We start from the raw sequence: 25,647 nt of genomic DNA on the forward strand, positions 1-25,647 counted from the left end.
ATTGGAGTCACTATGAGCAGAAAATACTTTGGTACCGATGGTATCCGTGGTCGCGTCGGCCAATACCCCATTACCCCTGACTTCATGCTGAAGCTCGGCTGGGCGGCGGGCATGGCCTTCCGCAAGCAGGGCAATTGCCGTGTGCTGGTGGGCAAGGACACGCGGATCTCCGGCTACATGTTCGAATCCGCGTTGGAAGCCGGGCTTTCTGCCGCAGGCGCTGACGTGATGCTGCTTGGCCCGATGCCGACCCCGGCCATCGCCTATCTGACCCGTACTTTCCACGCCGAAGCCGGCATCGTCATCAGTGCCTCGCACAACCCGCACGACGATAACGGCATCAAGTTCTTCTCGGGTGCTGGCACCAAGCTGCCGGACGAAGTCGAGCTGATGATCGAGGAACTGCTCGATCAGCCGATGACCGTGGTCGAGTCGAGCAAGCTGGGCAAGGTCTCGCGCATCAATGACGCGGCCGGGCGCTATATCGAATTCTGCAAGAGCAGCGTGCCCAGCAGCACCAGCTTCGAAGGGCTGAAGATCGTCGTCGATTGCGCCCATGGCGCGACCTACAAGGTGGCGCCGAGCGTGTTCCGCGAGCTGGGGGCCGAGGTCACGGTGCTGCACGCGGCGCCGGATGGCCTGAACATCAACGAAGGCTGTGGCTCGACCCATATCGAGTCGTTGCAGGCGGCGGTGCTGGTCGGCCACGCCGACATGGGCATCGCCTTCGATGGTGACGGCGACCGGGTGCTGATGGTCGACCATACCGGCGCCATCGTCGACGGTGACGAGTTGCTGTTCATCATCGGTCGCGACATGCAGGAGCGCGGCAAGCTCCAGGGTGGCGTGGTCGGTACACTGATGAGCAACCTGGGCCTGGAGTTGGCGTTCAAGGAGCTGGATATCCCGTTCGTGCGCGCCAAGGTCGGTGACCGCTATGTCATGGCCGAACTGCTGGAACGCGACTGGCTGCTGGGCGGCGAGAACTCTGGTCACGTTGTTTGCGGCAGCCATACCACGACCGGTGATGCGATCATCGCCGCGCTGCAGGTGCTGATGGCGCTCAAGCGCCGCGGCGAGAACCTGGCGCAGGCGCGACAGGCCGTGCGCAAGTGCCCCCAGGTGCTGATCAATGTGCGCTTCGCGGCGGGCAAGGCCGATCCACTGGAAAACCCCTTGGTCAAGGAAGCCAGTGCCAAGGCCACCGAAGCCATGGCCGGGCGTGGGCGGGTGCTGTTGCGCAAGTCCGGTACCGAGCCGCTGGTGCGGGTGATGGTCGAGGGTGATGACGAAAGCCAGGTGCGCGGCCATGCCGAAGCCCTGGCCAAGCTCGTTGAAGAAGTTTGTGCCTGAAATAGGCTTGCCAGCGCAGATCGGGTTGGGTAAGATCTGCGCCCACTTTGACCGACGAGGTAAAGCATGCGTCGCCCCATGGTAGCTGGTAACTGGAAGATGCACGGTACCCGCGCCAGCGTCGTAGAGCTGACTCAGGGCTTGGGCAATTTGTCCCTGCCAGGCGGTGTGGAAGTCGCGGTGTTCCCTCCCTTGCTGTACGTCAATCAAGTGATTGATGCACTGGAAATCACAGGGATCAACGTAGGCGCACAGAATTCTGCTGTACAGCCTGAACAAGGCGCGCTGACCGGCGAAGTTGCACCGAGTCAGTTGGCTGAAGTCGGTTGCAAGTATGTCTTGATCGGGCACTCCGAGCGTCGCCAGATTATTGGTGAAACGGACGAAGTGCTGAACCAGAAGTTTGCAGCTGCTCAGAAAAGTGGTTTGACGCCAGTGCTCTGTATAGGGGAAACTCTCGCAGAGCGCGAAGCCGGCGAGACGCTCGAAGTTGTAGGGCGTCAACTAAGCAGTGTTATCGACGCGTTCGGTATCAAGGCTTTCGCCAATGCAGTTATTGCCTATGAGCCTGTTTGGGCCATTGGTACTGGTTTGACGGCCACGCCACAACAAGCCCAGGATGTGCATGCAGCCATCCGCAAGCAGTTGAAGGCGATGGACGCCGAAGTTGCAGATAATGTGCAGCTTCTCTACGGCGGCAGCGTGAAGGCGGCCAATGCGGCTGAACTGTTCGGCATGCCGGATATCGATGGGGGGCTCATTGGTGGAGCGTCCCTGAACGCAGACGAATTCGGTGCAATTTGTCGCGCCGCAGGAAACTGAACAAATGCTGGAAACAGTCGTAGTCGTATTTCATCTGTTGGCAGCGTTGGCACTGGTTGTAATGGTGTTGCTGCAACAGGGTAAAGGTGCGGAAGCTGGTGCATCTTTCGGCGCAGGTGCTTCAAATACTGTGTTCGGAAGCCAAGGTTCCGCTACCTTTTTGAGTAAAGTTACTGCTATACTTGCCGCCACTTTCTTTTTGACTGCACTTGGGTTAGGATACTTCGCCAAGCAGCAGGCTCACCAGCTGACTCAAGCTGGTCTGCCAGATCCAGCAGTTCTGGAAGTCAAAGAGCCAAAGCCGGCAGTCAATGATGATGTACCGGTGCTCCAGCAGCAGAAGAGCGAAGCCACCAACTCTGGTGACGTACCTCCTCCAGCCAAAGAGCAGCAGTAACGGGTTTCAAGAAGTAGTATTGCCGAGGTGGTGGAATTGGTAGACACGCAACCTTGAGGTGGTTGTGCCCATAGGGTGTAGGGGTTCGAGTCCCCTTCTCGGTACCAATTGAAGCATGAGAGCCCGCTTTAGCGGGCTTTCTTGCAGGTGGAGGTTGGATTGACCCTGCACAGGGTTCGGTCTTATACTTTCGCCCCAGCTTTGTCGCGGGGTGGAGCAGCTTGGTAGCTCGTCGGGCTCATAACCCGAAGGTCGTTGGTTCAAATCCAGCCCCCGCAACCAGCTTCAGCAGAGCCCCTTTTCAGGGGCTTTTTGCTAGCCGACAGTTTTCGGCGCCGTTGTCCAACGGCGCTTTCAGGGATGGGCGCTTCGCCCATTTTTTATTTGCACAGCATGCACGAGGGGGTTCAGGTGTCGAGCAAGCTAGAACAGTTGCAGGCCTTGTTGGCCCCGGTGGTCGAGGGTCTGGGCTATCAGTGCTGGGGGATCGAGTACGTATCCCAGGGTAAGCATTCGGTACTGCGCATCTACATCGACAAGGAAGGCGGCATCCTGGTGGAGGACTGCGAAGCGGTCAGTCGTCAGGCTAGCGCGATCCTCGACGTGGAAGATCCGATCAGCAGTGAATACACCCTCGAAGTTTCTTCGCCTGGCATGGATCGCCCACTGTTCACTCTGGAACAGTTTGCCTCGCATGCCGGCGAACAAGTGAAGATCAAGCTGCGTTCACCCTTCGAGGGTCGTCGTAACTTCCAGGGCCTTCTCCGTGGTGTGGAGGAGCAGGATGTGGTGGTCCAGGTGGACAACCAGGAGTTCCTGCTGCCGATCGACTCGATCGACAAGGCCAATATTATTCCCAGTTTTGACTGAGACGTGCCGGGCCCGGTGGACTTTCCGGGGCCAATGGCTTGCGCAAGGCGAGGCGTACGATGAGCAAAGAAGTACTGCTGGTTGTTGAATCGGTATCCAACGAAAAAGGTGTACCGCCAGGCGTCATTTTCGAAGCGCTGGAAGTGGCTCTGGCCACTGCAACCAAAAAACGTTTTGAGGACGAAGTCGACCTGCGTGTGGAAATCAACCGCCACACCGGTAGCTACGAGACCTTCCGCCGCTGGACCGTGGTCGACGAGAACGACCTGGACGATCCGGCGATCGAGACCTGGCTGGAAAAGATCCAGGACACGCACCCGGACGCCAAGATCGGTGACGTGATCGAAGAGAAGATCGAGTCGATCGAATTCGGCCGCATCGCCGCCCAGACCGCCAAGCAGGTCATCGTGCAGAAGGTCCGCGAGGCCGAGCGCGCCCAGGTGGTCGACGCCTACCGCGAGCGCGTCGGCGAGATCATCTCCGGCACCGTGAAGAAGGTCACCCGCGACAACGTCATCGTCGACCTGGGCAACAACGCCGAGGCGTTGCTGGCCCGCGAAGACATCATCCCCCGTGAGACCTTCCGTGTCGGCGTGCGCCTGCGTGCGCTGCTCAAGGAAATCCGCACCGAGAACCGCGGTCCGCAGCTGATCCTGTCGCGCACCGCGCCGCAGATGCTGATCGAGCTGTTCCGCATCGAAGTGCCGGAAATCGCCGAAGGCCTCATCGAAGTCATGGCCGCCTCCCGTGATCCGGGTTCGCGTGCCAAGATCGCCGTCCGCTCCAAGGACAAACGCATCGACCCGCAAGGCGCCTGCATCGGCATGCGCGGTTCGCGTGTCCAGGCCGTATCCGGCGAGCTGGGTGGCGAGCGTGTGGATATCGTCCTGTGGGACGAGAACCCGGCGCAGTTCGTCATCAACGCCATGTCGCCGGCAGAGGTTGCCGCGATCATCGTTGACGAAGATGCCCATGCGATGGACATCGCCGTGGCCGAGGACAACCTGGCCCAGGCCATCGGACGTGGCGGCCAGAACGTCCGTCTGGCCAGCCAGCTGACTGCATGGACCCTGAACGTGATGACCGAGAAGGACATCCAGGCCAAGCAACAGGCTGAGACAGGCGACATCCTGCGTAACTTCATCGAGGAACTGGAAGTCGACGAAGAGCTGGCACAGGTGCTGGTCGACGAAGGCTTCACCAGCCTCGAAGAAATTGCCTACGTACCGTTGGAAGAAATGCTCAACATCGATGGCTTTGACGAAGATATCGTCAATGAGCTGCGCGCTCGTGCCAAGGACCGTTTGTTGACCAAAGCCATCGCTACCGAAGAAAAACTGGCAGACGCCCATCCGGCCGACGACCTGCTCTCCCTCGAGGGCATGGACAAGGACCTGGCGGCGGAACTGGCGGTGCGCGGCGTGGTTAACCGCGAAGACCTGGCCGAGCAGTCGATTGACGACCTGCTCGACATCGACGGCATCGACGAAGAGCGTGCCGGCAAGTTGATCATGGCCGCCCGAGCCCACTGGTTCGAGTAATTAGGCGCGGCCTGAGGAGAGAAGTGCATGACGCAAGTCACGGTGAAAGAACTGGCCCAAGAGGTCGAGGCACCGGTAGAGCGCCTGCTGCAGCAGATGCGTGAGGCAGGTCTGCCGCACACCGACGCCGGTCAGGTAGTGACCGATAATGAGAAGCAGACCCTGCTGACCCATTTGAAGAGCAGCCACAAGAGCAAGGCGGAAGAGCCGCGCAAGATTACCTTGCAGCGCAAGACCACCAGCACGCTGCGTGTCGCCGGTAGCAAGAGCATCAGCGTAGAAGTACGCAAGAAGAAAGTATTCGTGCAGCGCAGCCCGGAAGAGATCCAGGCCGAGCAGAAGCGCGAGCAGGAAGAGCGTCGTGCGGCTGAAAACGCCGCGCGCGAAAAAGTCGAGGCCGAAGTTCGCCAGCGCAACGAGGAGCAGGCTCGCCGTCAGGCTGCCGAGGCCCCGGCCGCGGCGCCTGCGCCGAAGGCTGAGCCTGCCCCTGTCGCTGCCCCGGTAGTGGCTGACGCGCCGGTCTCCGAAGACGCCGCCGCACGTGCTGCCGAGCGCAAGAAAGACGAGACCCGTCGCAATGAAAGCCGTACCCGTGATGACGATCGTCGCGGTGGTGGCCCGGCGGCTGCCGGCCGTGGCGATGCGCCGCGCATGTCGGTCAAGGTCAAGGTCAAGGAGAAGGAAAAGGCTCCGACTCCACGTGCCGCGCCGCGTACCACCGACGAAGAGAGCGATAGCTTCCGTCGTGGCCGTGGTGGCAAGGGCAAGGGCAAGAAGCGCAATGCGCACGGCTTCCAGAGCCCGACCGGTCCGGTCATTCGTGACGTGACCATTGGCGAGACCATCACCGTCTCGGAACTGGCGCAACAGATGTCGGTCAAGGCCGCTGAAGTCGTCAAGTTCATGTTCAAGCTGGGTACCCCGGTCACCATCAACCAGGTGCTCGACCAGGAAACCGCGCAGCTGGTCGCCGAAGAGCTGGGCCACAAGGTCACCCTGGTCAGCGACACTGCCCTGGAAGACTCCCTGGCCGAATCGCTGAAGTTCGAAGGTGAAACCACCTCGCGTGCTCCGGTCGTGACCGTCATGGGCCACGTCGACCACGGTAAGACCTCGCTGCTCGACTACATCCGTCGCGCCAAGGTTGCCGCTGGCGAAGCCGGTGGTATCACCCAGCACATCGGTGCCTACCACGTCGAAACCGACCGTGGCATGGTCACCTTCCTCGACACCCCGGGCCACGCTGCGTTCACCCAGATGCGTGCCCGTGGTGCCAAGGCCACCGACATCGTCATCCTGGTGGTGGCGGCGGACGACGGCGTGATGCCGCAGACCCGCGAAGCCGTGCAGCACGCGAAAGCTGCTGGCGTGCCGCTGGTCGTGGCCGTGAACAAGATCGACAAGCCAGGTGCGGACCTCGATCGCATCCGTAACGAGCTGTCCGTCGAAGGCGTTACCTCCGAGGAATGGGGTGGTGACACGCCGTTCGTCAAGGTGTCGGCGAAGATGGGTACCGGCGTCGACGAACTGCTCGAAGCTGTCCTGCTGCAGGCCGAGATCCTCGAACTCAAGGCCACCCCGACCGCACCTGGTCGTGGTGTCGTGGTCGAGTCGCGCCTGGACAAGGGCCGCGGCCCGGTCGCCACCATCCTGGTTCAGGACGGTACCCTGCGTCAGGGCGACATGGTCCTGGTTGGCTCCAACTATGGCCGCGTGCGCGCCATGCTCGACGAGAACGGCAAGCCTGTGAAGGAAGCCGGCCCGTCGATCCCGGTCGAGATCCTCGGCTTGGACGGCACGCCGGACGCTGGTGAAGAGATGTCGGTGGTTGCCGACGAGAAGAAAGCGCGTGAAGTTGCGCTGTTCCGTCAAGGCAAGTTCCGTGAGGTCAAGCTGGCCCGTGCTCACGCCGGCAAGCTGGAAAACATCTTTGAGACCATGGGTCAGGAAGAGAAGAAGACCCTCAACATCGTCCTCAAGACCGACGTGCGCGGTTCGCTCGAGGCGCTGCAAGGTTCGCTCGGCGGCTTGGGCAACGACGAAGTTCAGGTACGCGTCATCGGTGGCGGCGTCGGTGGTATCACCGAAAGTGACGCCAACCTGGCGCTGGCTTCGAATGCAGTACTGTTCGGCTTCAACGTGCGTGCCGATGCCGGCGCGCGCAAGATCGTCGAGCAGGAAGGTCTGGATATGCGTTACTACAACGTGATCTACGACATCATCGAAGACGTCAAGAAGGCCCTGACCGGCATGCTCGGCAGCGATGTTCGCGAGAACATCCTGGGTGTCGCTGAAGTGCGTGACGTGTTCCGTTCGCCGAAATTCGGCGCCATCGCTGGCTGTATGGTCATCGAGGGTACCGTGTACCGCAACCGTCCGATCCGCGTACTGCGCGACGACGTGGTGATCTTCGAAGGCGAACTGGAATCGCTGCGTCGCTTCAAGGACGATGCCTCCGAAGTGCGTAACGGCATGGAGTGCGGTATTGGCGTCAAGAGCTACAACGACGTCAAGGTCGGCGACAAGATCGAAGTCTTCGAGAAAGTCCAGGTGGCTCGTACCCTGTAAGGGCCGAGCGTGGTGCGGGCCCCGCCCCAGGGCGGTTGCCGGCACCTCTGAAGGTAGCGCCCGGTCAGGCTTTTCGCTTGACCGGGCGTTTGCCGCTTTAAGATACAGGTAGCAAGAATGGCAAAAGAATACAGCCGTACCCAACGTATCGGTGATCAGATGCAGCGTGAGCTGGCCGAGCTGATCCGCCGCGAAGTCAAAGACCCGCGCGTCGGCCTGGTGACCATCACCGCCGTTGACGTCAGCCGCGACCTCGGCCACGCCAAGGTGTACATCACCGTGATGGGCCAGGACGGTGCCGATGCCGTGCCGCAGACTCTCAAGGCCCTCAACAGCGCCGCGAGTTTCCTGCGCCTGCACCTTGGCCGCGTCATGCAGCTGCGCAGCGTGCCGCAGCTGCATTTCCACTTCGATGAAAGCGTCAGCCGTGGTGTCCACCTGTCGGCGCTGATCGAGCGTGCGGTGGCCGAAGACCGTCTGCACAAGGATGCCGACGAGCCGGACACCAAGGAGTAAGCGGTGGCCCAGGTCAAACGTATCCGCCGCAACGTCAGCGGCATCATCCTGCTCGACAAGCCGCTGGGGTTCACCTCCAACGCCGCGCTGCAGAAAGTCCGTTGGCTACTCAATGCCGAGAAGGCCGGTCACACCGGCAGCCTCGACCCGTTGGCCAGCGGTGTGCTGCCGCTGTGCTTCGGCGAGGCGACCAAGTTCTCCCAGTACTTGCTCGATTCCGACAAGGGCTACGAAACGGTCATGCAGATGGGGCAGACTACGACCACGGCGGATGCCGAAGGCGAAGTGCTGCAAACCCGTGAGGTGACCGTTGGTCGCGCCGACATCGAAGCGGTGATTCCGCGTTTTCGTGGCGAAATCAAGCAGGTACCGCCGATGTACTCGGCCCTCAAGCGCGATGGCCAGCCGTTGTACAAACTGGCGCGTGCAGGAGAGGTAGTGGAGCGCGAGGCGCGTTCTGTTACTATTGGCCGCTTGGAGTTGCTCGAGTGCGAAGGCACCCGTGCGCGCCTGTCGGTGGGTTGCAGCAAAGGCACCTATATCCGCACCCTGGTGGAGGATATCGGTGAGGCGCTGGGCTGTGGTGCCTACGTCGCCGAACTGCGCCGTACCCAGGCCGGGCCCTTCGCGCTGGCACAGACCGTGACGCTCGAGGAACTCGAACAGGCCCACGCCGAAGGTGGCAACGAAGCGCTCGATCGCTTCCTGATGCCGTCTGACAGCGGCCTGCAGGACTGGCCCCTGGTGGTGCTTTCCGAGCACAGCGCGTTCTATTGGCTGCATGGCCAGGCCGTGCGTGCTCCAGATGCGCCACAGTTCGGCATGGTCCGGGTACAGGATCACAATGCGCGTTTCATCGGTATCGGTGAGGTGAGCGAAGACGGGCGTATTGCGCCGCGTCGACTGATTCGGTCGGAATGACCGAAACCACCGGTGCAGGCTTCGGCTGAAACCGGCGGGATCGAGGGTGGCTGTTATTAGGCACGGTCACACCTCTTCTTATTAATACGGGGACTTGTCCCTGGCCTATTGGACCCCGCTTGCGGGTTCCGTTTATCAGGAGAAGCCAAATGGCCCTCAGCGTCGAAGAAAAAGCCCAAATCGTTGCAGACTATCAGCAAGCCCAAGGCGACACCGGTAGCCCGGAAGTTCAGGTTGCCCTGCTGACCTTCAACATCAACAAGCTGCAAGGCCACTTCAAGGCCAACGAAAAAGACCACCACTCGCGTCGTGGCCTGATTCGCATGGTCAACCAGCGTCGTAAGCTGCTGGACTACCTGAAGGGCAAGGACACCACTCGTTACAGCGCCCTGATCGGTCGCCTGGGTCTGCGTCGCTAATAGCGGCCTGGCCAGTGGTGTTGCATGGCGTGTCGCATTCTTCGGCAAGGCTGCCTGTCAGCCTTGCCGTTGGGCACGCCACGCGATCTGCGAGGTTGGCAGCCTGGTCTGCCGTGCGGTTGATCCGCTCGGCGCCAGGCTCCCAGCCTCGTGTTGTATCTGGACGGTCGATGGGGCCGATTCCCCGTGCCGCCCAAGAATTCGCAAGAACCAGTTCCCCCAAGAGCCACTGAAAAAGGTAGGAAACCGTGAACCCGGTAATCAAGACGTTCCAGTTCGGTCAATCGACCGTTACTCTCGAAACGGGCCGCATTGCCCGTCAGGCCACCGGCGCCGTGCTGGTCACCGTCGACAACGATGTCACCGTGCTGGTGACCGTGGTCGGTGCCAAGCAAGCCGATCCGGGCAAGGGCTTCTTCCCGCTGTCCGTGCACTACCAGGAAAAGACCTACGCCGCCGGCAAGATCCCTGGTGGCTTCTTCAAGCGTGAAGGCCGTCCTTCCGAGAAGGAAACCCTCACCTCGCGCCTGATCGACCGTCCGATCCGCCCGCTGTTCCCTGAAGGCTTCATGAACGAAGTGCAGGTCGTCTGCACCGTCGTTTCCACCAGCAAGAAGACCGATCCGGACATCGCTGCGATGATCGGTACCTCGGCTGCCCTGGCCATCTCCGGCATTCCGTTCGAAGGCCCGATCGGCGCCGCCCGCGTCGCCTTCCACGAAAGCACCGGCTACCTGCTGAACCCGACCTACGAGCAACTGGCTGCCTCGAGCCTGGACATGGTCGTCGCCGGTACCGAATCCGCCGTTCTGATGGTTGAATCGGAAGCCCAAGAGCTGACCGAAGACCAGATGCTGGGCGCCGTCCTGTTCGCCCACGACGAATTCCAGGCTGTGATCAAGGCGGTCAAGGAGCTGGCTGCCGAAGCCGCCAAGCCGACCTGGGACTGGAAACCAGCCGTTGCCAACACCGAGCTGTTCAACGCCATCCGCGCCGAGTTCGGCGAAGCGGTATCGCAGGGCTACACCATCACCGTCAAGGCTGACCGCTACGCGCGCCTGGGCGAGCTGCGCGACCAGGCCATCGCCAAGTTCTCCGGCGAAGAAGGCCAGCCATCGGCCGGCGAAGTCAAAGACATCTTCGGCGAGATCGAATACCGCACCGTTCGCGAAAACATCGTCAACGGCAAGCCACGTATCGACGGTCGCGACACCAAGACCGTGCGTCCGCTGAACATCGAAGTCGGTGTTCTGCCGAAGACCCACGGCTCGGCCCTGTTCACTCGCGGCGAAACCCAGGCCCTGGTCGTCGCGACCCTGGGTACCGCCCGTGACGCCCAGTTGCTGGACACCCTCGAAGGCGAGAAGAAAGACCCCTTCATGCTGCACTACAACTTCCCGCCGTTCTCGGTGGGCGAGTGTGGCCGCATGGGCGGTGCCGGTCGTCGCGAAATCGGCCACGGCCGTCTGGCCCGTCGTTCGGTCCAGGCCATGCTGCCGGCCGCCGACGTGTTCCCGTACACCATCCGCGTGGTGTCGGAAATCACCGAGTCCAACGGTTCCAGCTCCATGGCTTCGGTCTGCGGCGCCTCGCTGGCCCTGATGGACGCCGGCGTGCCGATGAAAGCTCCGGTTGCCGGTATCGCCATGGGCCTGGTCAAGGAGGGTGACAAGTTCGCCGTCCTGACCGACATCCTCGGTGACGAAGACCACCTGGGCGACATGGACTTCAAGGTAGCCGGTACCGCCAAGGGCGTCACCGCGCTGCAGATGGACATCAAGATCAACGGCATCACCGAAGAGATCATGGAAATCGCCCTGGGCCAGGCCCTGGAAGCGCGCCTGAACATCCTCGGCCAGATGAACCAGATCATCGGCGAATCGCGTACCGAACTGTCGGCCAACGCCCCGACCATGATCGCGATGAAGATCGACACCGACAAGATCCGTGACGTCATCGGCAAGGGCGGCGCCACCATCCGCGCCATCTGCGAAGAGACCAAGGCTTCGATCGACATCGAAGACGACGGCTCGATCAAGATCTTCGGCGAAACCAAAGAAGCCGCTGACGCTGCCAAGCAGCGCATCCTGGGCATCACCGCCGAGGCCGAGATCGGCAAGATCTACGTCGGCAAGGTCGAGCGCATCGTCGACTTCGGCGCCTTCGTCAACATCCTGCCGGGCAAGGACGGCCTGGTGCACATCTCCATGCTGAGCGATGCTCGCGTCGAGAAAGTCACCGACGTGCTGAAGGAAGGCCAGGAAGTCGAAGTACTGGTACTGGACGTGGACAACCGCGGCCGTATCAAGCTGTCGATCAAGGACGTTGCCGCTGCCAAGGCATCGGGCGTCTAAGCCTTCACAGGCTGAAAGGAAGGACCCTTCGGGGTCCTTTTTTTATGCCTGTGGCTTTGTCTTGTGGACTTGCATCTTGCATGCAGGATTTTGCCCGGGCTTGCAAAATGCACGACCAGCAATGTTGTATGTGATTGTTAACTAATTGATTTGTAAGGTAAAAATAAAAATCAAAAAGCTGGCACACGCCCTGCAACATCACTCCTACCTGACGCCAGGAACCACGGCGCAGACCTTTCGAAAAACAGGAGTGACCCATATGAAGAAGTTCGCCATTGCTGCCGCTACTGCCACCGCTCTGACCCTGACCATGGCTAACGCGGCGTTTGCTGCCCAGTCCACCCAGGCCCCGATGACGCTGGCGGCCGGTGAGGTGACCAAAGCCAAGGAAGCTACTTCCGACACTTGGATCACCACCAAGGTGAAGGCCGACCTGATGACCGAGAAAGGCGTGCCGGGCAGTGATATCAAGGTCGAAACCAACAAAGGTGTAGTGTCTCTGTCCTCGGACGTGGCCATCACCGATGCGCAGAAGGAGATGGCGGTCGCCATCGCCAAGAAGATCAAGGGCGTGCAGGCCGTCTCGGCTGATGGCCTGAAGTCCGAATAAGGAATGTCCCGTCGGCCAAAAGGATTTGGCCACCCCTTCAAGCACAAGCCCCGGCATTTGCCGGGGCTTTTGTTTGCACATCACGATCCCCGCTCCGCACCTATGGAACAACACGTAGCCCATTGACTTATCTCGGCCCTGTGGGAGCGGGTTTACCCGCGAAGAATCCCGCGCGGTGTTTGGCACCGGCTTCGCCGGTGTTCGCGGGTAAACCCGCTCCCACAGAGATAACAGTTCCCTGCGCGACAGCACAGCCCCGAAAGGCTGGGCGATCTCCTACAGAAGGCGTTTTAGCGTCTCAGTGCACCGGGTTGCGCGCGATCACATCGCTCTCGTAGCACAGCTGCTCCTCGATCAGAGGCTCCACCAATGGCCGGCTGTCGCGAAAATGCGCGGTCTGGGTATGGGCCTCGTACGCGGCGTCGTCCTGGTAGATCTCGTACAGGTAGATCACCTGTGCATCCTCCCGGTCCTGCGTCACATCGAATACCAGGCAGCCTGGCTCGGTGGCGACCGAGGCAGCGGCATTGGCCTTGATGGCACTCAGGAACGCGTCGGCGGTACCGGGCTTGACCCGGGTCTTGATAAACAGACAGTACACAGGAAACTCCTTTTGTTTTAAATTCTGTTTTGAATTGTATACAAAAATGGAGTTGTGCTCATGTCCGAACTACCTGTGCGCCCAGGTCGCCTGAATGGCCTGCGCCATATCGCCTTGCTGGTCCCCAACCTGGAGGAATGCGAGCGTTTCTACGTCGATGTGCTGGGCATGGAGGTGTTGAACCGTGCCAACGAAGACCTGGTCTACCTCACCTGTGGCAACGACAACCTGTCGCTCGGGCGTGGGGCGGGGGCGGCCAACGGGCTGCAGACCCTGGACCACTATGGCTTCATCGTTGATAGCATCGAGGAGTTGGAAGCCTGGTACCAGTACTTCAAGGCCCGTGGCGTGACCTTGCTGGATCGCCCATTCAACCATGGTGATGGCGCGCGCAGCTTCCATCTGCTGGACCCGGCGGGGAACAAAGTGCAGCCGCTGTATCACCCGGCGGTATCGGGACAGCGGCTAGCTTGAAGGTTGTGCGCCGTAGGAGCCAGTAAGCTGGCTCCTACAGGTCAAGGCAGATTCGATGCTTATTCGGCATCCAGGTGCATCGGCGTCACTACGCGCCCATCGCTTTCGGCCTGGCCGAGGTTGGTGTCGATGAAGTACACCCGGTCATCCTCCAGCTGCCCTTTGTCCACCAGGTAATCCTTGATGCTGCTGGCACGTTCCTGGCCGAGGGTACGCAGCAATGCAGTGCTCTCCGCCCAGGACCTGATCACCGCTTCGCGCAGCTTGGCACTGCGCTCGTCACGCCCCAGCTTCTCCCACTCGGCTGGCGGTTGCTGTTTCAGACGGGTGCGATAGATGCCTTCGAGCATCGCCGGTTTGTCGCTGTCATCCACCACCAGCAGCGAGGCGTTGGCCGGGACCTTGTCGCCACGGCGCTGGAGGATCTTGTACCAGGTGGCCTGGTATTCACGCTCCAGGCGCTGCTGGGCGATCAGTGGGCCATCGCTGCTCTGCGCCGCGGTGCCTTCGATCTCCAGGCGCAGTTCCGGGCGTTCCTTGAGGGCCGAGGCCAGCTTGTCGAGGGATGTTTGTACCTCAGGGGTCAGGTCGCTGGAGCCCGGCGCGAACGAGACATTGCCGAGGTCCTCGGCACCGCCGCCCGAGACCAATCCGCCCAGCAGCTTGAACGGCGCTTGGGCCGCGCGCAGCACCAGGTTGCGCAGGGTCTGCCAGACGATCGGCATCACGCTGAACTGCGGGTTGTTGAGGTCGCCCGACACCGGCAGTTCGATGGAGATCTTGCCTTCGGTGTCCTTGAGCAGCGCCACCGCCAGGCGGATCGGCAGGTCTACCGCGTCCGGGCTGTCGACCTTCTCACCCAATTGCAGTTGCTCGATCACCACCTTGTTCTCAGCCTTGAGCTGGCCGTTGGTGATCAGGTAGTGCAGGTCGAGGTTCAGGCGCCCCTTGCGGATGCGCAAGCCGGCGAACTTGCCGGAGTAGGGGGTCAAGGTGGTCAGCTCGACACGCTTGAAGCTGGTGGCGATATCCAGGCTGGCCAATGGGTTGAACGGGTTGAGCGCGCCTTTGATGGTCACCGGCGCGTAGCGATCGACCTTGCCCTTGATGTCCACTTTTGCCGGCACCGGCTTGCGGTTGTCGATGGTGCCGATCTGGCCATTGAGTTGCTGCACCGCGGTGGCGAAGTTGGGGGTCAGGGTCAGGTCGGCGAAGTTGGCCGAGCCGTCGTTGATGCTGATCTGGCCGATACGGATGCCCAGCTCCTTGCTACTGCCGGAGCTGGCCGGCTTGCTCGCGGCTGCGGCCGGCTTGTCGGCGGGCTGCGGGATCAGCAGGTCGTCGACGTTGGTGGTGCGGTCTTCGTTGATGATGAAGCGCGCATAGGGTTGCAGCAGGGTCACCTTGTCGATCGACAGGGCGTCGCCGTGCACATACGACAGGCCATCGACGTTGACCTGCTGCCATTTGACGAAGTCGCGGTTCTTGATGGTGTCGAGGGTGTGCAACTGGTTGGCCTGGGCCTTGCCGGTGATGCTGAAGGCCAGTGGCTCGGTGCTCTTGAGGTCGACCTTGAGGTCACTGGAGAGCATACCGCTGCGCAATTCGAGGCGGATGAACGGGCTGATGTAGGCCTGGGCCACGCGCAGGTCGATATCGCGGGTGGCGACGTCCAGCTTGGCGCTCACCGGTGCCAGGTTGACCTGGCCGGCGGCCTGCAGCTTGCCCTGCTTGCCCACCCCGGTGTCGAGCTTGAGGGTGAAGGGCGACTGGTTGAGGCTGTCGAAGTTCTGCAGGTCGAGGTTGAGCGGGCCGACATCCAGCGCCACGGGCTCCTTCTGGCTACGGTCGGCCAGGTGCACCAGGTAGTTGCGCGCCTGGACGTCCTTGAGCAGTACCTGCCAGGGCTTGCTCGGTGTCGCGGCAGCCTTTTCCTGGGCGCTCGGTTCGGCAGTGGCCGGCTCGGCCTTTTCCTTGGGCGTGGTTTTTTCCGGCTGGCTGGCGAACAGCTTCTGCCAGTCGAGTTGGCCGTCCTTTTCCAGGGCAGCCCAGGTCTCGAGTTTTTCGCTGCGGATCTTGCCGACCGTGACCAACTGCTTGGCCAGGTCGATGGAGGTCTCGCTCACCTCCAGGCTGGCCAGGCGTGCCAGTGGGCGCCCGTCCGGCGCCTTGATGGCGAAAGGCGCGACCCGCACCGAAGTGTTGTCCAGTAGTAGCTCGGTTTCCTTGGCCAGGTTGAGCTTGTAGTGGGTGTCGAGGCTGACCTTGCCGTCTTCCAGCACCAGCGGCACGGCATCGCGCACGTAGGGCCAGAACAGCTTCATCTGGCCATCGCTGATCTTCAGCGTGCCTTCGGAGGCGATCGGGGTCAGGCTCAGGGTGCCGCTCCAGTCGATACGGCCACCGGCCGGACCGTTGGCCACCAAGGTCATGTCGGCGTTGTCGTCGGGCAGGGTGCTGAGGTTCTTCAGCTCCAGGTTCATCGAGTCGTAGAGGAACTCGATCGGCTCGCTGGGGCGCAGGTCCTCGAAGTGCAGGTAGCCCTCATTGAGCTTGATGCTGGCGATGCGCACTGGGAACGGGTCGCTGGGTGGCTCCTCGACCTTGGGTTCGCTCGGTGGCAGCTTGAACAGCTGGGCCAGGTTGAGGCTGCCGTCCTTGGCGAACAGCAGCTCGGTGCGCGGCTTGTCCAGCTCCACGGCATCCAGGCGCAGGGCCTTGGTCCACAGGCTGTCCAGCGACAGGTTGGCGTACAGGCGCTCGAAGCCGACCTGCTCCTTGCCGGGCTCGCCGATCTGCAGGCCCCAGAGCGTGAGCTCCAGGCTGAACGGGTTGAGCTCGATGCGTTGCAGGTGCGCCGGCACCGTGGCGTATTGCGCCAGTTGCTGGTTGGCGATGCGCAGGGCGACGCCAGGAAGAATGAGAAAGCCGAGCAGGCTGTACAGGGCCACGAGGGCCAGCAGGGCGCCGAGGGCGCGGGTCAATCCTTTGGGCATGTGTCGCTTCGTCTGTATCAGGCTGGAGTGCTTGGAGTATGGCACGTTAAATCGGTTCCGATGAGCTGAGCAAAATACCTCATTCCAGGCCCATGCGCCGCCGCGCGCGGTGTGCCGAGCTGTCGCGCATGGCCCAGCGCAGCACCGGGGCGGTGTTGATCAGGCCCAGGCGGACCAGGCGCCGCCGCAGCGAACCCTGCTGCAGGCCGAGCATCGTGCTGGCCCAGTCGGGCAGCAAATCGATCCCGGCGTTGAGCATCAGCTTGCCCACCGGCTGCGCCAGGCGACTCGGGGCGGGCGCCCTGCGCAGGATATCCACCACCTCCAGGCTGCGGGCATCACATTGCAGCTGGGGACGCATGCGTTGCAGATAGTCCTCGATCTCGGCGCAGGAGCGCGGCACATCGCGCGCGCCGAGGCGCTCGGCAACCAGGGCGATCTCGGCGTAGTAGGCGTCCTGGCACGCCCGCGGCAGGTTCGGGTTGCGATAGCGCAGGTGGGCGGCGAGAAAGCTGCTGACCTCGGCCACGTGCACCCAGGTCAACAGGTCGGGGTCGCTGGCGGCATAGGGGCGACCATCGGGTGCGCTGCCAACCACCTGCAAGTGGATGGTGCGCACCTTGTCGATCAACCATTCGGCATCGCGGGTCGAGCCGAAGGTGGTGCCGGAAATGAACTGGCTGGTGCGGCGCAGGCGGCCGAGCAGGTCATGGCGGAAGTTCGAGTGGTCCCACACCCCGGCCAGCGCCAGGGGATGCAGCAGTTGCAGCATCAAGGCGCTGATACCGCCCACCAGCATGCTGGGAAAGTCGCCGTGCACCTGCCAGCTGATACTGCCTGGGCCGAACAGGCCAGGGTCGCCCTTGGGCGACTCCAGGTCGAGCTGGCCGAGGGCCAGCCCGGTGAGGCTCATGACCTGGGTTTCGATACGGCGGCGTAGGGCTTCCATGGCGACCTTGCGGCTGGGCGGCCGCCCGGGCCGCGGGTTATTGGTTGAGACGCTTGTCGATCAGGCCCTGGACCACGCTGGGGTCGGCGAGGGTCGAGGTGTCCCCCAGGTTGTCCAGTTCGTTGCAGGCGATCTTGCGCAGTATACGCCGCATGATCTTGCCCGAGCGTGTCTTGGGCAAGGCCGGGGCCCACTGGATCAGTTCCGGCTTGGCGAAGCTGCCGATTTCCTTGCTCACCAGGGCCAGCAGTTCGGCCTTGAGCGCGTCGTCCGGGGTGATGCCGTTCATGGGGGTGACGAAGGCATAGACACCCTGGCCCTTGAGGTCGTGGGGATAGCCGACCACGGCAGCCTCGGCGACGCTGTCGTGCAGCACCAGGGCGCTCTCTACCTCGGCGGTGCCGATACGGTGGCCGGAGACATTGATCACATCGTCGATGCGCCCGGTGATCCAGTAGTCGCCATCGGCGTCGCGGCGGGCGCCGTCGCCGGTGAAGTAGTAGCCGGGCATGGGCTTGAAGTAGGTGTCGACCATGCGCTGGTGATCGCCGTAGACGCTGCGGATCTGCCCGGGCCAGCTGGCCTTGATCGCCAGTAGTCCGGCACCGGGGCCTTCGATCAGCTGGCCTTTGTCATCCAGCAGTACCGGTTGCACGCCGAACATGGGCTGGGTGGCGCAGCCTGGCTTGAGCCGTGGTGTGCCGGGGAGGGGGGTGAGCATGATGCCGCCGGTTTCGGTCTGCCACCAGGTGTCGACGATGGGACAGCGCTTTTTGCCGACCGCCTCGAAATACCATTCCCAGGCTTCCGGGTTGATCGGTTCGCCGACGCTGCCGAGCAGGCGCAGGGTCTCGCGTGAGGTGCCCTGCAATGGCCCGGCGCCTTCGCGCATCAGTGCCCGCAGCGCGGTGGGGGCTGTGTAGAAGATATTCACCCGGTGCTTGTCGACCACCTGCCAGAAACGCGAGGTGTCCGGGTAGTTGGGCACGCCTTCGAACATCAGCGAGATCGCGCCGTTGGCCAGCGGGCCGTAGACGATGTAGCTATGGCCGGTGACCCAGCCGACATCGGCGGTGCACCAGAACACCTCGCCGTCGCGGTAGTCGAACACCGTCTTGAAGGTCATGGTGGCCTGCAGCAGGTAGCCGGCGGTGGTGTGCAGCACGCCCTTGGGTTTACCGGTGCTGCCCGAGGTATAGAGGATGAACAACGGATCTTCGGCGTCCATCGCCTCGGCCGGGCAGTCGTCGCCGGCCTTTGCGGTCGTCTCTTGATAGCAGAGGTCACGGCCTTCACTCCAGGCGATTTCGGCGCCTGTGCGCTTGACCACGAACACGCTGCTCACCGCCGGACAACTGGCCAGCGCCTGGTCGACGTTGTGCTTGAGCGGGATGCGCTTGCCACCGCGCACGCCTTCGTCGGCGGTGATCACGGTGCGGCAGTCGGCGTCGAGGATACGGTCACGCAGGGCATCGGGGGAGAAGCCGCCGAACACCACCGAGTGGATGGCGCCGATGCGCGTGCAGGCAAGCATGGCGTAGGCGGCCTCGGGAATCATCGGCATATAGATGCAGACCCGGTCGCCTTTCTTCACGCCGCGGGCTTTCAGGGCGTTGGCCAGGCGGCAGACCTGGCGGTGCAGTTCGCGGTAGCTGATGGCCTTGCTGTCGGCGGGATTGTCGCCCTCCCAGAGCAGGGCGGTCTGTTCGCCGCGCGTGGCCAGGTGGCGATCGATGCAGTTATGGCTGACGTTGAGCTGGGCGCCGTCGAACCAGCGGGCGCTGCCATTGTGCAGGTCGCATTGCTGCACGCTCGACCAGGGCTTGAGCCAATCCAGGCGCTTGGCCTGTTCGGCCCAGAAGCTGTCGGGGTCATCCACCGACTGGCGGTAGAGGCGATGGTAGTCGGCGTCGCTGAGGGTGGCGGACTGGCTCACGGCCAGGGCCTGGGGAAAGTCACGGATATCGAACATGGCGGGTGGTCCTGCTCTTGTTAGGGGCGAGGGACTGCAACGGCTATTCGATGGACAGTGTAGAAGGTGGGGGTGTTCCCTGGGGGCACGCTGTCCGTGTAGGAGCGGCCTTGTGTCGCGAAAGGGCTGCGCAGCGGCCCCAGCAATCGAGGCAGTATCGCTGAAATCCTGGGGCCGCTGCGCGGCCCTTTCCGGCCGGTCCGACGTCTCGGCAAGGCCGCTCCTACAGAGAGCGGCGGTGTGGCCTATGGCGTCAGCCGCGGTGACGGCCGCGGAAGTAGTTGATCAGGCCCTGGGTCGAGCCATCCTCGGCGTTGTCTTCCTGGGCACCGACCAGGCGCTGGTACACGCCCTTGCCCAGTTCCTTGCCCAACTCCACGCCCCATTGGTCGAAGGCGTTGATGCCCCAGACCACGCTCTGCACGAACACCTTGTGCTCATACATCGCCACCAGCGCACCGAGACGACGCGGGCTGATGCGTTCGACCACCAGGGTGTTGCTCGGGCGGTTGCCCGGAATCACCTTGTGCGGGGCCAGCCTGGCAACTTCGGCTTCGCTCAGGCCCTTGGCGCGCAGTTCGGTCTCGGCTTCCTCGAGGGTCTTGCCGAGCATCAGCGCCTGGCTCTGCGACAGGCAGTTGGCGTACAGCCATTGGTGATGGTCGGCCACCGGGTTGAAGCTCACCACCGGCACGATGAAGTCGGCCGGGATCAGCTGGGTGCCCTGGTGCAGCAACTGGTGGTAGGCATGCTGGCCGTTGCAGCCGACGCCGCCCCAGATCACCGGGCCGGTATCGGTTTTCACCGGGGAGCCGTCGGTCAGCACGCTCTTGCCGTTGGACTCCATGTCCAGCTGCTGCAGGTGCTTGGTGATATTGCGCAGGTAATGGTCGTACGGCAGGATCGCGTGGCTGCGGGCGCCCCAGAAATTGCCGTACCACACGCCCAGCAGGGCCAGCAGCACGGGCATGTTCTTCTCGAATGGCGCGGTCTGGAAGTGCTGATCCATGGTGTAGGCACCGGACAGCAGCTCCTTGAAGTTGGCGGTGCCGATGGCCAGGGCGATCGGCAGGCCGATTGCCGACCATAGCGAGTAGCGCCCACCGACCCAGTCCCACATCGGGAAGATGTTCTCTTCGCGAATACCGAAGGCCACGGCGGCGGCCTTGTTGCTCGACACCGCGATGAAGTGGCGGTACAGCTCGGCTTCCGAGCCGCCCTGGGCCAGGTACCAGGTGCGTGCGGCCTGGGCGTTCTTCAGGGTTTCCAGGGTGTTGAACGACTTCGACGAGACGATGAACAGCGTCGTCTCGGCGCGCAGCTTGGCCGACAGCTCATGGAATTCGCTGCCGTCGATGTTCGCCAGGTAGTGGCAGCGCACGCCGCGCTGGGCATAGGGCAGCAGGGCCTCGGACACCAGCTCGGGGCCGAGGAACGAGCCGCCGATGCCGATGTTGACCACGTCGGTGATCGGTTTTTCGCTATAGCCGCGCCACAGGCCGTCGTGGATGCGCCCGACCAGCTCGGTGATCTGGTTCAGCACCTTGTGCACTTCCGGCATCACGTTGACGCCGTTCACGCTGAGCTTGTCGCCAACCGGGCGGCGCAGGGCGGTGTGCAGCACCGGGCGGCCTTCGGAGGCGTTGATGATCTCGCCGCTGAACATCGACTGGATGGCTGCTTCCAGGTCGACTTCCTTGGCCAGGTTCACCAGCAGGTCACGAGTCTGCTCGGTGATCAGGTTTTTCGAGTAGTCGAGGAACAGGCCGCAGCTGCTCAAGGAGAACTGTTCGAAGCGCTTGCCGTCGGCGGCGAAGGCTTCGCGCATGCTGAAGCCCTGCATGGCGTCGCGGTGGTGTTGAAGCGCCTGCCAGGCGGGCAGCGCCGTCACATCGTGGGGGGTACGGTAATACGCCATTGCGGGTGGTTTCCTTGGTGCATGGTCAGGCTTGGACAGCGGCATTCGTTGCCGGTTGCAAGCTGGACATTATAGGCATTGGCGCCAAGGCGGGAATGGGGGGAGGCAAACGGTGTGGATTAAAAATTGTCACCGGCTGGATACCTGGCGTGCGTGGGGCGACGGTTCGCCGCGCCCACGCGCGGGCGTCAGGCGGTCTGCTCTTCCAGGTGCAGGTAGATGTTGTCGATCAGACGAGTATTACCCAGGTACGCCGCCGCGATCACCACGAGGTCACGGTCGTCGATCATCGCCGGGCGCAGCGTCAGGGCGTGGCGCACTTCCAGGTAGTCCTTGCGCAGGCCTGCCGCTTCCAGTTGCGCCTGGCCCTCGGCGATCAGCGCCGCGAAATCGCGCTGGCCATGGCGCAGGGCCTCGGCGATGCCGTTCAGGGTGCGGTACAGCACCGGGGCGGTGGCTCGCTGTTCTGGCGTCAGGTAGCCATTGCGCGACGACAGCGCCAGGCCGTCCTCGGCGCGCACGGTCGGCTCGCCGATGATCTGGATCGGCATGTTCAGGTCGCGCACCATGGCGCGGATCACCGCCAGTTGCTGGAAGTCCTTTTCGCCGAACACGGCCAAGTCCGGCTGGACCATGTTGAACAGCTTGCTGACCACGGTCGCGACGCCTTCGAAGTGCCCCGGGCGGCTGGCACCGCACAGGCCTTCGGACAGCTGTGGCACGCTGACCCGGGTCTGCACGGCCATGCCGTCGGGGTACATCTCTTCGACGGTGGGGGCGAACAGCAGGTGGCAGCCGGCCTGGAGCAGTTTTTCCTGGTCGGCGGCGAGGGTGCGCGGGTACTTGTCCAGGTCCTCGCCCGCGCCGAACTGCAACGGGTTGACGAAGATGCTGGCGACCACGAAGTCGGCGCGCTGGGCGGCCTTGGTCACCAGGGCGGCATGGCCGCTGTGCAGGTTGCCCATGGTCGGCACGAAGGCGATGCGCTTGCCTTCGCCACGGGCGCGGGCCACGGCGGCGCGCAGTTCACGGACGGTCTTGACGGTATTCATGCGCTGAACCCGTGTTCGCTGCCTGGGAAACTGACGTCCTTGACCGCGCGGACGTAGGCGGCCAGGGCGCTCTGGATATCCGGCTGGCCGGCCATGAAGTTCTTCACGAACTTGGGCACGCGACCGCTGAGCGACAATCCGAGCATGTCATGCAGGACCAGTACCTGGCCATCGGTGGCGCTGCCGGCACCGATGCCGATCACCGGGATGCTCACTGCCTGGGTGATTTCCGCGGCCAGCTCGCTGGGCACGCACTCGAGCAACAGCATGGCCGCGCCGGCCTGTTCCAGGGCGATGGCGTCGGCGCGCATCTGCCGCGCCTGGGCTTCCTGACGGCCCTGGACCTTGTAACCACCGAGCACGTTGACGGTCTGCGGGGTCAGGCCCATGTGCGCGCACACCGGCACACCGCGTTCGGCCAGCAGGCGGATGGTCTCGGCCAGCCAGGCGGCACCTTCGATCTTGACCATGTGGGCGCCGGCGCGCATCAGCTGGGCGGCGTTGGCGAAGGCCAGCTCAGGGGTGGCGTGGGCCATGAACGGCAGGTCGGTGAGGATCAGCGCACCGCTGTTGCCGCGCTTTACGCAAGCGGTGTGGTAGGCCATGTCGTCGTTGCTGACGGGCAGGGTGCTGTCATGGCCCTGCAGGACCATGCCCAGCGAGTCGCCGACCAGCAGGACTTCGACACCCGCATCGCTCGCAGCCTTGGCGAAGGTCGCGTCGTAGCAGGTCAGCATGGTGATTTTTTCACCCTTGGCCTTGAGGCCGTTCAGGGTGGTCAGGGTTACTTCAGGCATGTAGGGGCATCCTCGTTCAGGCGCTGTGAACAACAACTGCGGACAACGCGTGCATTCATCTTCCGGAGCGGCACATCATCGATCGTGATGTTTGGGCGCAGGTCCGTCCGAGCCTAAATGGGTGATTGCGGCATAGTGGCGCCGCGGGACGCCTATAGTCGTGAGCGAGGTGGGGGAAGTCAATAATCCGTGTTACCGCATTGTTACGCCGTGGGTGTTACTGGCGTTACCTTGCTCTGGAACGCCCGGATTACAGGCGTTCCAGGCCGACGAACGGGCACGCCTGGAGCAACTGCTGCAGGACGCGGCCATCGGCGAGGCGGAAGTCGGCGGGCACCAGCTCGGCGAGCGGGTAGAGCACGAAGGGGCGCGCGTGCATGTGATAGTGCGGCACTTTCAGGCGCGGTACATCGATCACCTGATCACCAAACAGCAGCACGTCGAGGTCGAGGGTGCGCGGGCCCCAGCGTTCCTTGCGCACGCGGCCCTGGTCGTTCTCGATGGCTTGCAGGGCATCGAGCAGGTCGAGCGGCGCCAGCGTCGTATCGATGGCCGCCACGGCGTTGGTGTAGCGTGGCTGGCCGGGCAGCAGCGAGTCGCTGGTATAGAAGGCCGACGCCGCCGCCAGGCGAGTGTCGGCCATCAGGTCCAGCGCCTGGAGGGCGCTTTGCAACTGCTCGGCGGGCTGGTCCAGGTTGCTGCCCAGGCCGATGAACGCACGGGTGCTCATGCTCAGTCCCAGGCTTGCTCGTCGTCGCGCTTGCGCTTGGCGCCACTGCGCTTGCGTTTGCGTGGCCCGGCAGTGGTGCTGGCGCCATCGTCGCGGCTGCCCAGCTCGCGGATCATGTCGCGGCGCTGGCTGTCGTTGGCGTCCTGGTAGTCGGTCCACCATTCGCCCAGGCCGTCGGTTTCCTCGCCGGCGCTTTCACGCAACAACAGGAAATCGTAGCCGGCGCGGAAGCGTGGGTTGTCCAGCATCGCATCGGCGCGCTTGCCGCTGCGCCGTGGCAGGCGCTCCTGCATGTCCCAGATCTCGCGGATCGGCAGGGTGAAGCGCTTGGGAATGGCGATGCGTTGGCACTGTTCGGCGATCAGGTCGTGAGCCGCGCCGTTCATGGCCGGGATCGGTGGTACGCCCTGGCTCTGCAGGTACAGCACGCGGCCTGGCAGGGCCGGCCACAGCAGGGCGGCGAACAGGAAGGCCGGGGTGACCGGCTTGCCCTGCTTGACGCGCAGGTCGGTGTTGCTCAGGGCCTGGCTGATCAGGGTGTGGGTGTAGGTCGGGCGCTCTTCCAGGGCGTGGCTGCTGGCTGGGAACAGTGGCTCGAACAGCTCCAGGTCGACCAGCATCTCGAAGGTGATCGCGCCCTGGCCGTTGAGGAACAGCTTCAGGCTCTCTTCGAACAGCCGCGCTGGCGGGATGTCGCGCAGCATAGGTGCCAGCTCGCGGATCGGCGCCACCGTGTGCTTCTCGATGCCGAAGTTCAGCTTGGCGGCGAAACGCACTGCCCGCAGCATGCGTACCGGGTCTTCCTGGTAGCGCTGGGTCGGGTCGCCGATCAGGCGCAGCAGGCGGTTGCGGATGTCGTGGACACCGTTGGCGTAGTCGAGAATGCGCTCGCTGACCGGATCGTAGTACAGGGCGTTGATGGTGAAGTCGCGGCGCTGCGCGTCTTCTTCCAGGGTGCCGTAGACGTTATCGCGCAGGATGCGACCGCTGGCGTTGTGCGACGAGCGGTGGCTGTCGGCCTGGTCTTCATCGGAGTGCGGGGCACGGAAGGTGGCGACTTCGATGATCTCGCGGCCGAAATGAATATGGACCAGCTTGAAGCGCCGGCCAATGATTCGGGCATTGCGAAACTCCGCGCGGACCTGTTCGGGCGTGGCGCTGGTGGCGACGTCGAAGTCCTTGGGGGGGATGCCTAGCAACAGGTCGCGCACGCAGCCGCCGACCAGGTAGGCCTGATAACCGGCCGCCTGCAGACGTTCGACGATGCTCACGGCATGACGGCTGAACTGGCTGCGTTGCAGCGAGTGCTGGCTCTTGTTGATCACTTCAGGCGTGGTGCGCCTGTGGTGCTGGCCACGGACGGGCGGGCGGAACGACTGGAACAGCTTCTTCAGCATGGGATGCACTGTTTGAAGGAATGTTCGGCCAAGGATAGGAGAATGGCCGCATGATGGGCGGGGATTCTAGCATTTACTCGAGGAATCGTGTAGGCGGTATGCCAAGAGGTGATGCAGGCGGGAGAAACGACATGAGGAGCCGAAGCTCCCCATCAAGTCGTTGCGTGCTCTTATTGTTTTTTTGTCGGGCTTCTTGTTTTTGTTGAGTGCCCTGCCCACAAATCCAAACGCTTGTGAGCGACCCCCAAACCAGGGGTGAAGAGCAAACGGATTGCTTTGGTCGCCGAGTTGATGCTGACCTTACGGTCCAATCAGTTCAGGTGCTGCTTTTAAGTGCAGTTTTTGTTGTTCTCTGCCTGATCGTGGGGCAAGCCCCAAACACAACGCCTC

21 protein-coding genes and 2 tRNA genes are annotated in these 25,647 nt (G+C 62.9%); 14 read left to right on the forward strand and 9 right to left on the reverse strand.

The features are described 5' to 3' along the window. The first annotated feature begins 12 nt into the window (after positions 1 to 12). The 13 genes from glmM to HU772_RS03540 all read left to right on the forward strand — a co-directional run bounded on the left by glmM (position 13) and on the right by HU772_RS03540 (position 12,371). Positions 13 to 1,353: a phosphoglucosamine mutase gene (glmM, locus tag HU772_RS03480; protein ID WP_186656855.1), complete on the forward strand. Its 1,341-nt coding sequence runs from the start codon at positions 13 to 15 to the stop codon at positions 1,351 to 1,353. A gap of 66 nt (positions 1,354 to 1,419) precedes the next feature. Then, entirely contained in the window at positions 1,420 to 2,175 is a 756-nt protein-coding gene (gene tpiA, locus HU772_RS03485) for a triose-phosphate isomerase (protein ID WP_186656850.1), read from the forward strand. Positions 2,176 to 2,179: 4 nt separating this feature from the next. Then, entirely contained in the window at positions 2,180 to 2,572 is a 393-nt protein-coding gene (gene secG, locus HU772_RS03490; protein WP_186656847.1) for a preprotein translocase subunit SecG, read from the forward strand. 21 nt (positions 2,573 to 2,593) lie between these two features. Beyond that, positions 2,594 to 2,679: transfer RNA gene (locus HU772_RS03495), tRNA-Leu, on the forward strand. A 98-nt stretch (positions 2,680 to 2,777) separates the two neighbouring features. Then, positions 2,778 to 2,854, forward strand: a tRNA-Met gene (locus HU772_RS03500). Positions 2,855 to 2,983: 129 nt separating this feature from the next. After that, the gene (gene rimP, locus HU772_RS03505; protein ID WP_012274245.1) at positions 2,984 to 3,442 is read left to right on the forward strand and encodes a ribosome maturation factor RimP; all 459 of its coding nucleotides are present in this window, start codon (positions 2,984 to 2,986) and stop codon (positions 3,440 to 3,442) included. 59 nt (positions 3,443 to 3,501) lie between these two features. Then, a complete protein-coding gene (gene nusA / locus HU772_RS03510) occupies positions 3,502 to 4,983 on the forward strand; it encodes a transcription termination factor NusA (protein WP_028691253.1) in 1,482 nt (493 codons plus the stop codon). A 27-nt stretch (positions 4,984 to 5,010) separates the two neighbouring features. Next, complete coding sequence (gene infB / locus HU772_RS03515) at positions 5,011 to 7,551, forward strand: translation initiation factor IF-2 (RefSeq protein WP_186656845.1); 2,541 nt, start codon at positions 5,011 to 5,013, stop codon at positions 7,549 to 7,551. Positions 7,552 to 7,668: 117 nt separating this feature from the next. Then, positions 7,669 to 8,067 (forward strand): 30S ribosome-binding factor RbfA, encoded by a 399-nt coding sequence (rbfA, locus tag HU772_RS03520; RefSeq protein WP_186656843.1) that lies wholly within the window; start codon positions 7,669 to 7,671, stop codon positions 8,065 to 8,067. A 3-nt stretch (positions 8,068 to 8,070) separates the two neighbouring features. After that, on the forward strand, positions 8,071 to 8,988 hold the full coding sequence (gene truB / locus HU772_RS03525; RefSeq protein ID WP_134691571.1) for a tRNA pseudouridine(55) synthase TruB: 918 nt from the start codon (positions 8,071 to 8,073) through the stop codon (positions 8,986 to 8,988). A gap of 149 nt (positions 8,989 to 9,137) precedes the next feature. Then, positions 9,138 to 9,407 (forward strand): 30S ribosomal protein S15, encoded by a 270-nt coding sequence (rpsO, locus tag HU772_RS03530; protein ID WP_110735089.1) that lies wholly within the window; start codon positions 9,138 to 9,140, stop codon positions 9,405 to 9,407. Positions 9,408 to 9,655: 248 nt separating this feature from the next. Next, the gene (gene pnp / locus HU772_RS03535; RefSeq protein WP_186656841.1) at positions 9,656 to 11,761 is read left to right on the forward strand and encodes a polyribonucleotide nucleotidyltransferase; all 2,106 of its coding nucleotides are present in this window, start codon (positions 9,656 to 9,658) and stop codon (positions 11,759 to 11,761) included. A 259-nt stretch (positions 11,762 to 12,020) separates the two neighbouring features. Next, positions 12,021 to 12,371: a BON domain-containing protein gene (locus HU772_RS03540; protein WP_028691248.1), complete on the forward strand. Its 351-nt coding sequence runs from the start codon at positions 12,021 to 12,023 to the stop codon at positions 12,369 to 12,371. 298 nt (positions 12,372 to 12,669) lie between these two features. Here the strand turns inward: HU772_RS03540 and HU772_RS03545 are convergent, their stop codons facing one another. Next, the gene (locus tag HU772_RS03545; protein ID WP_186656831.1) at positions 12,670 to 12,972 is read right to left on the reverse strand and encodes a heme-binding protein; all 303 of its coding nucleotides are present in this window, start codon (positions 12,970 to 12,972) and stop codon (positions 12,670 to 12,672) included. 60 nt (positions 12,973 to 13,032) lie between these two features. Between HU772_RS03545 and HU772_RS03550 the strand changes: the two genes are divergently transcribed. Further along, positions 13,033 to 13,446 (forward strand): VOC family protein, encoded by a 414-nt coding sequence (locus HU772_RS03550; protein WP_186656828.1) that lies wholly within the window; start codon positions 13,033 to 13,035, stop codon positions 13,444 to 13,446. 59 nt (positions 13,447 to 13,505) lie between these two features. On the opposite strand, the gene HU772_RS03555 is transcribed toward HU772_RS03550, so the two are convergent. The 8 genes from HU772_RS03555 to HU772_RS03590 all read right to left on the reverse strand — a co-directional run bounded on the left by HU772_RS03555 (position 13,506) and on the right by HU772_RS03590 (position 25,257). Continuing rightward, positions 13,506 to 16,442, reverse strand: coding sequence for a DUF748 domain-containing protein (locus HU772_RS03555; RefSeq protein WP_186656826.1), 2,937 nt, complete (start codon positions 16,440 to 16,442; stop codon positions 13,506 to 13,508). Positions 16,443 to 16,521: 79 nt separating this feature from the next. Further along, a complete protein-coding gene (locus HU772_RS03560; protein WP_186656824.1) occupies positions 16,522 to 17,391 on the reverse strand; it encodes an oxygenase MpaB family protein in 870 nt (289 codons plus the stop codon). A gap of 37 nt (positions 17,392 to 17,428) precedes the next feature. Continuing rightward, complete coding sequence (gene acs / locus HU772_RS03565) at positions 17,429 to 19,363, reverse strand: acetate--CoA ligase (RefSeq protein ID WP_186656821.1); 1,935 nt, start codon at positions 19,361 to 19,363, stop codon at positions 17,429 to 17,431. 253 nt (positions 19,364 to 19,616) lie between these two features. Then, positions 19,617 to 21,281, reverse strand: a complete 1,665-nt coding sequence (gene pgi, locus HU772_RS03570) for a glucose-6-phosphate isomerase (RefSeq protein ID WP_186656819.1) — start codon at positions 21,279 to 21,281, stop codon at positions 19,617 to 19,619. A 188-nt stretch (positions 21,282 to 21,469) separates the two neighbouring features. Continuing rightward, on the reverse strand, positions 21,470 to 22,333 hold the full coding sequence (gene panC, locus HU772_RS03575) for a pantoate--beta-alanine ligase (protein WP_186656818.1): 864 nt from the start codon (positions 22,331 to 22,333) through the stop codon (positions 21,470 to 21,472). Then, entirely contained in the window at positions 22,330 to 23,130 is an 801-nt protein-coding gene (gene panB / locus HU772_RS03580) for a 3-methyl-2-oxobutanoate hydroxymethyltransferase (protein WP_186656816.1), read from the reverse strand. Before panB ends, panC begins: the two co-directional genes overlap by 4 nt. 250 nt (positions 23,131 to 23,380) lie before the next feature. Beyond that, a complete protein-coding gene (folK, locus tag HU772_RS03585; RefSeq protein WP_186656814.1) occupies positions 23,381 to 23,860 on the reverse strand; it encodes a 2-amino-4-hydroxy-6-hydroxymethyldihydropteridine diphosphokinase in 480 nt (159 codons plus the stop codon). A 2-nt stretch (positions 23,861 to 23,862) separates the two neighbouring features. Then, the gene (locus tag HU772_RS03590; RefSeq protein ID WP_186656812.1) at positions 23,863 to 25,257 is read right to left on the reverse strand and encodes a polynucleotide adenylyltransferase PcnB; all 1,395 of its coding nucleotides are present in this window, start codon (positions 25,255 to 25,257) and stop codon (positions 23,863 to 23,865) included. Between the last annotated feature and the right edge of the window lie 390 nt (positions 25,258 to 25,647).

The sequence above is a fragment of the Pseudomonas xantholysinigenes genome (assembly GCF_014268885.2).
GTDB classification, from domain to species: Bacteria; Pseudomonadota; Gammaproteobacteria; order Pseudomonadales; family Pseudomonadaceae; genus Aquipseudomonas; species Aquipseudomonas xantholysinigenes.

Bases quoted from the DNA above. Each gene is read 5' to 3' on its own strand.
- tpiA (WP_186656850.1), top strand. From the start codon at position 1,420: ATGCGTCGCCCCATGGTAGCTGGTAACTGGAAGATGCACGGTACCCGC.
- HU772_RS03550 (WP_186656828.1), top strand. From the start codon at position 13,033: ATGTCCGAACTACCTGTGCGCCCAGGTCGCCTGAATGGCCTGCGCCAT.
- folK (WP_186656814.1), bottom strand. From the start codon at position 23,860: ATGAGCACCCGTGCGTTCATCGGCCTGGGCAGCAACCTGGACCAGCCC.
- rpsO (WP_110735089.1), top strand. From the start codon at position 9,138: ATGGCCCTCAGCGTCGAAGAAAAAGCCCAAATCGTTGCAGACTATCAG.
- HU772_RS03555 (WP_186656826.1), bottom strand. From the start codon at position 16,442: ATGCCCAAAGGATTGACCCGCGCCCTCGGCGCCCTGCTGGCCCTCGTG.
- HU772_RS03590 (WP_186656812.1), bottom strand. From the start codon at position 25,257: ATGCTGAAGAAGCTGTTCCAGTCGTTCCGCCCGCCCGTCCGTGGCCAG.
- panB (WP_186656816.1), bottom strand. From the start codon at position 23,130: ATGCCTGAAGTAACCCTGACCACCCTGAACGGCCTCAAGGCCAAGGGT.
- secG (WP_186656847.1), top strand. From the start codon at position 2,180: ATGCTGGAAACAGTCGTAGTCGTATTTCATCTGTTGGCAGCGTTGGCA.
- infB (WP_186656845.1), top strand. From the start codon at position 5,011: ATGACGCAAGTCACGGTGAAAGAACTGGCCCAAGAGGTCGAGGCACCG.
- panC (WP_186656818.1), bottom strand. From the start codon at position 22,333: ATGAATACCGTCAAGACCGTCCGTGAACTGCGCGCCGCCGTGGCCCGC.
- HU772_RS03560 (WP_186656824.1), bottom strand. From the start codon at position 17,391: ATGGAAGCCCTACGCCGCCGTATCGAAACCCAGGTCATGAGCCTCACC.
- nusA (WP_028691253.1), top strand. From the start codon at position 3,502: ATGAGCAAAGAAGTACTGCTGGTTGTTGAATCGGTATCCAACGAAAAA.
- HU772_RS03540 (WP_028691248.1), top strand. From the start codon at position 12,021: ATGAAGAAGTTCGCCATTGCTGCCGCTACTGCCACCGCTCTGACCCTG.
- rbfA (WP_186656843.1), top strand. From the start codon at position 7,669: ATGGCAAAAGAATACAGCCGTACCCAACGTATCGGTGATCAGATGCAG.
- glmM (WP_186656855.1), top strand. From the start codon at position 13: ATGAGCAGAAAATACTTTGGTACCGATGGTATCCGTGGTCGCGTCGGC.
- pgi (WP_186656819.1), bottom strand. From the start codon at position 21,281: ATGGCGTATTACCGTACCCCCCACGATGTGACGGCGCTGCCCGCCTGG.
- acs (WP_186656821.1), bottom strand. From the start codon at position 19,363: ATGTTCGATATCCGTGACTTTCCCCAGGCCCTGGCCGTGAGCCAGTCC.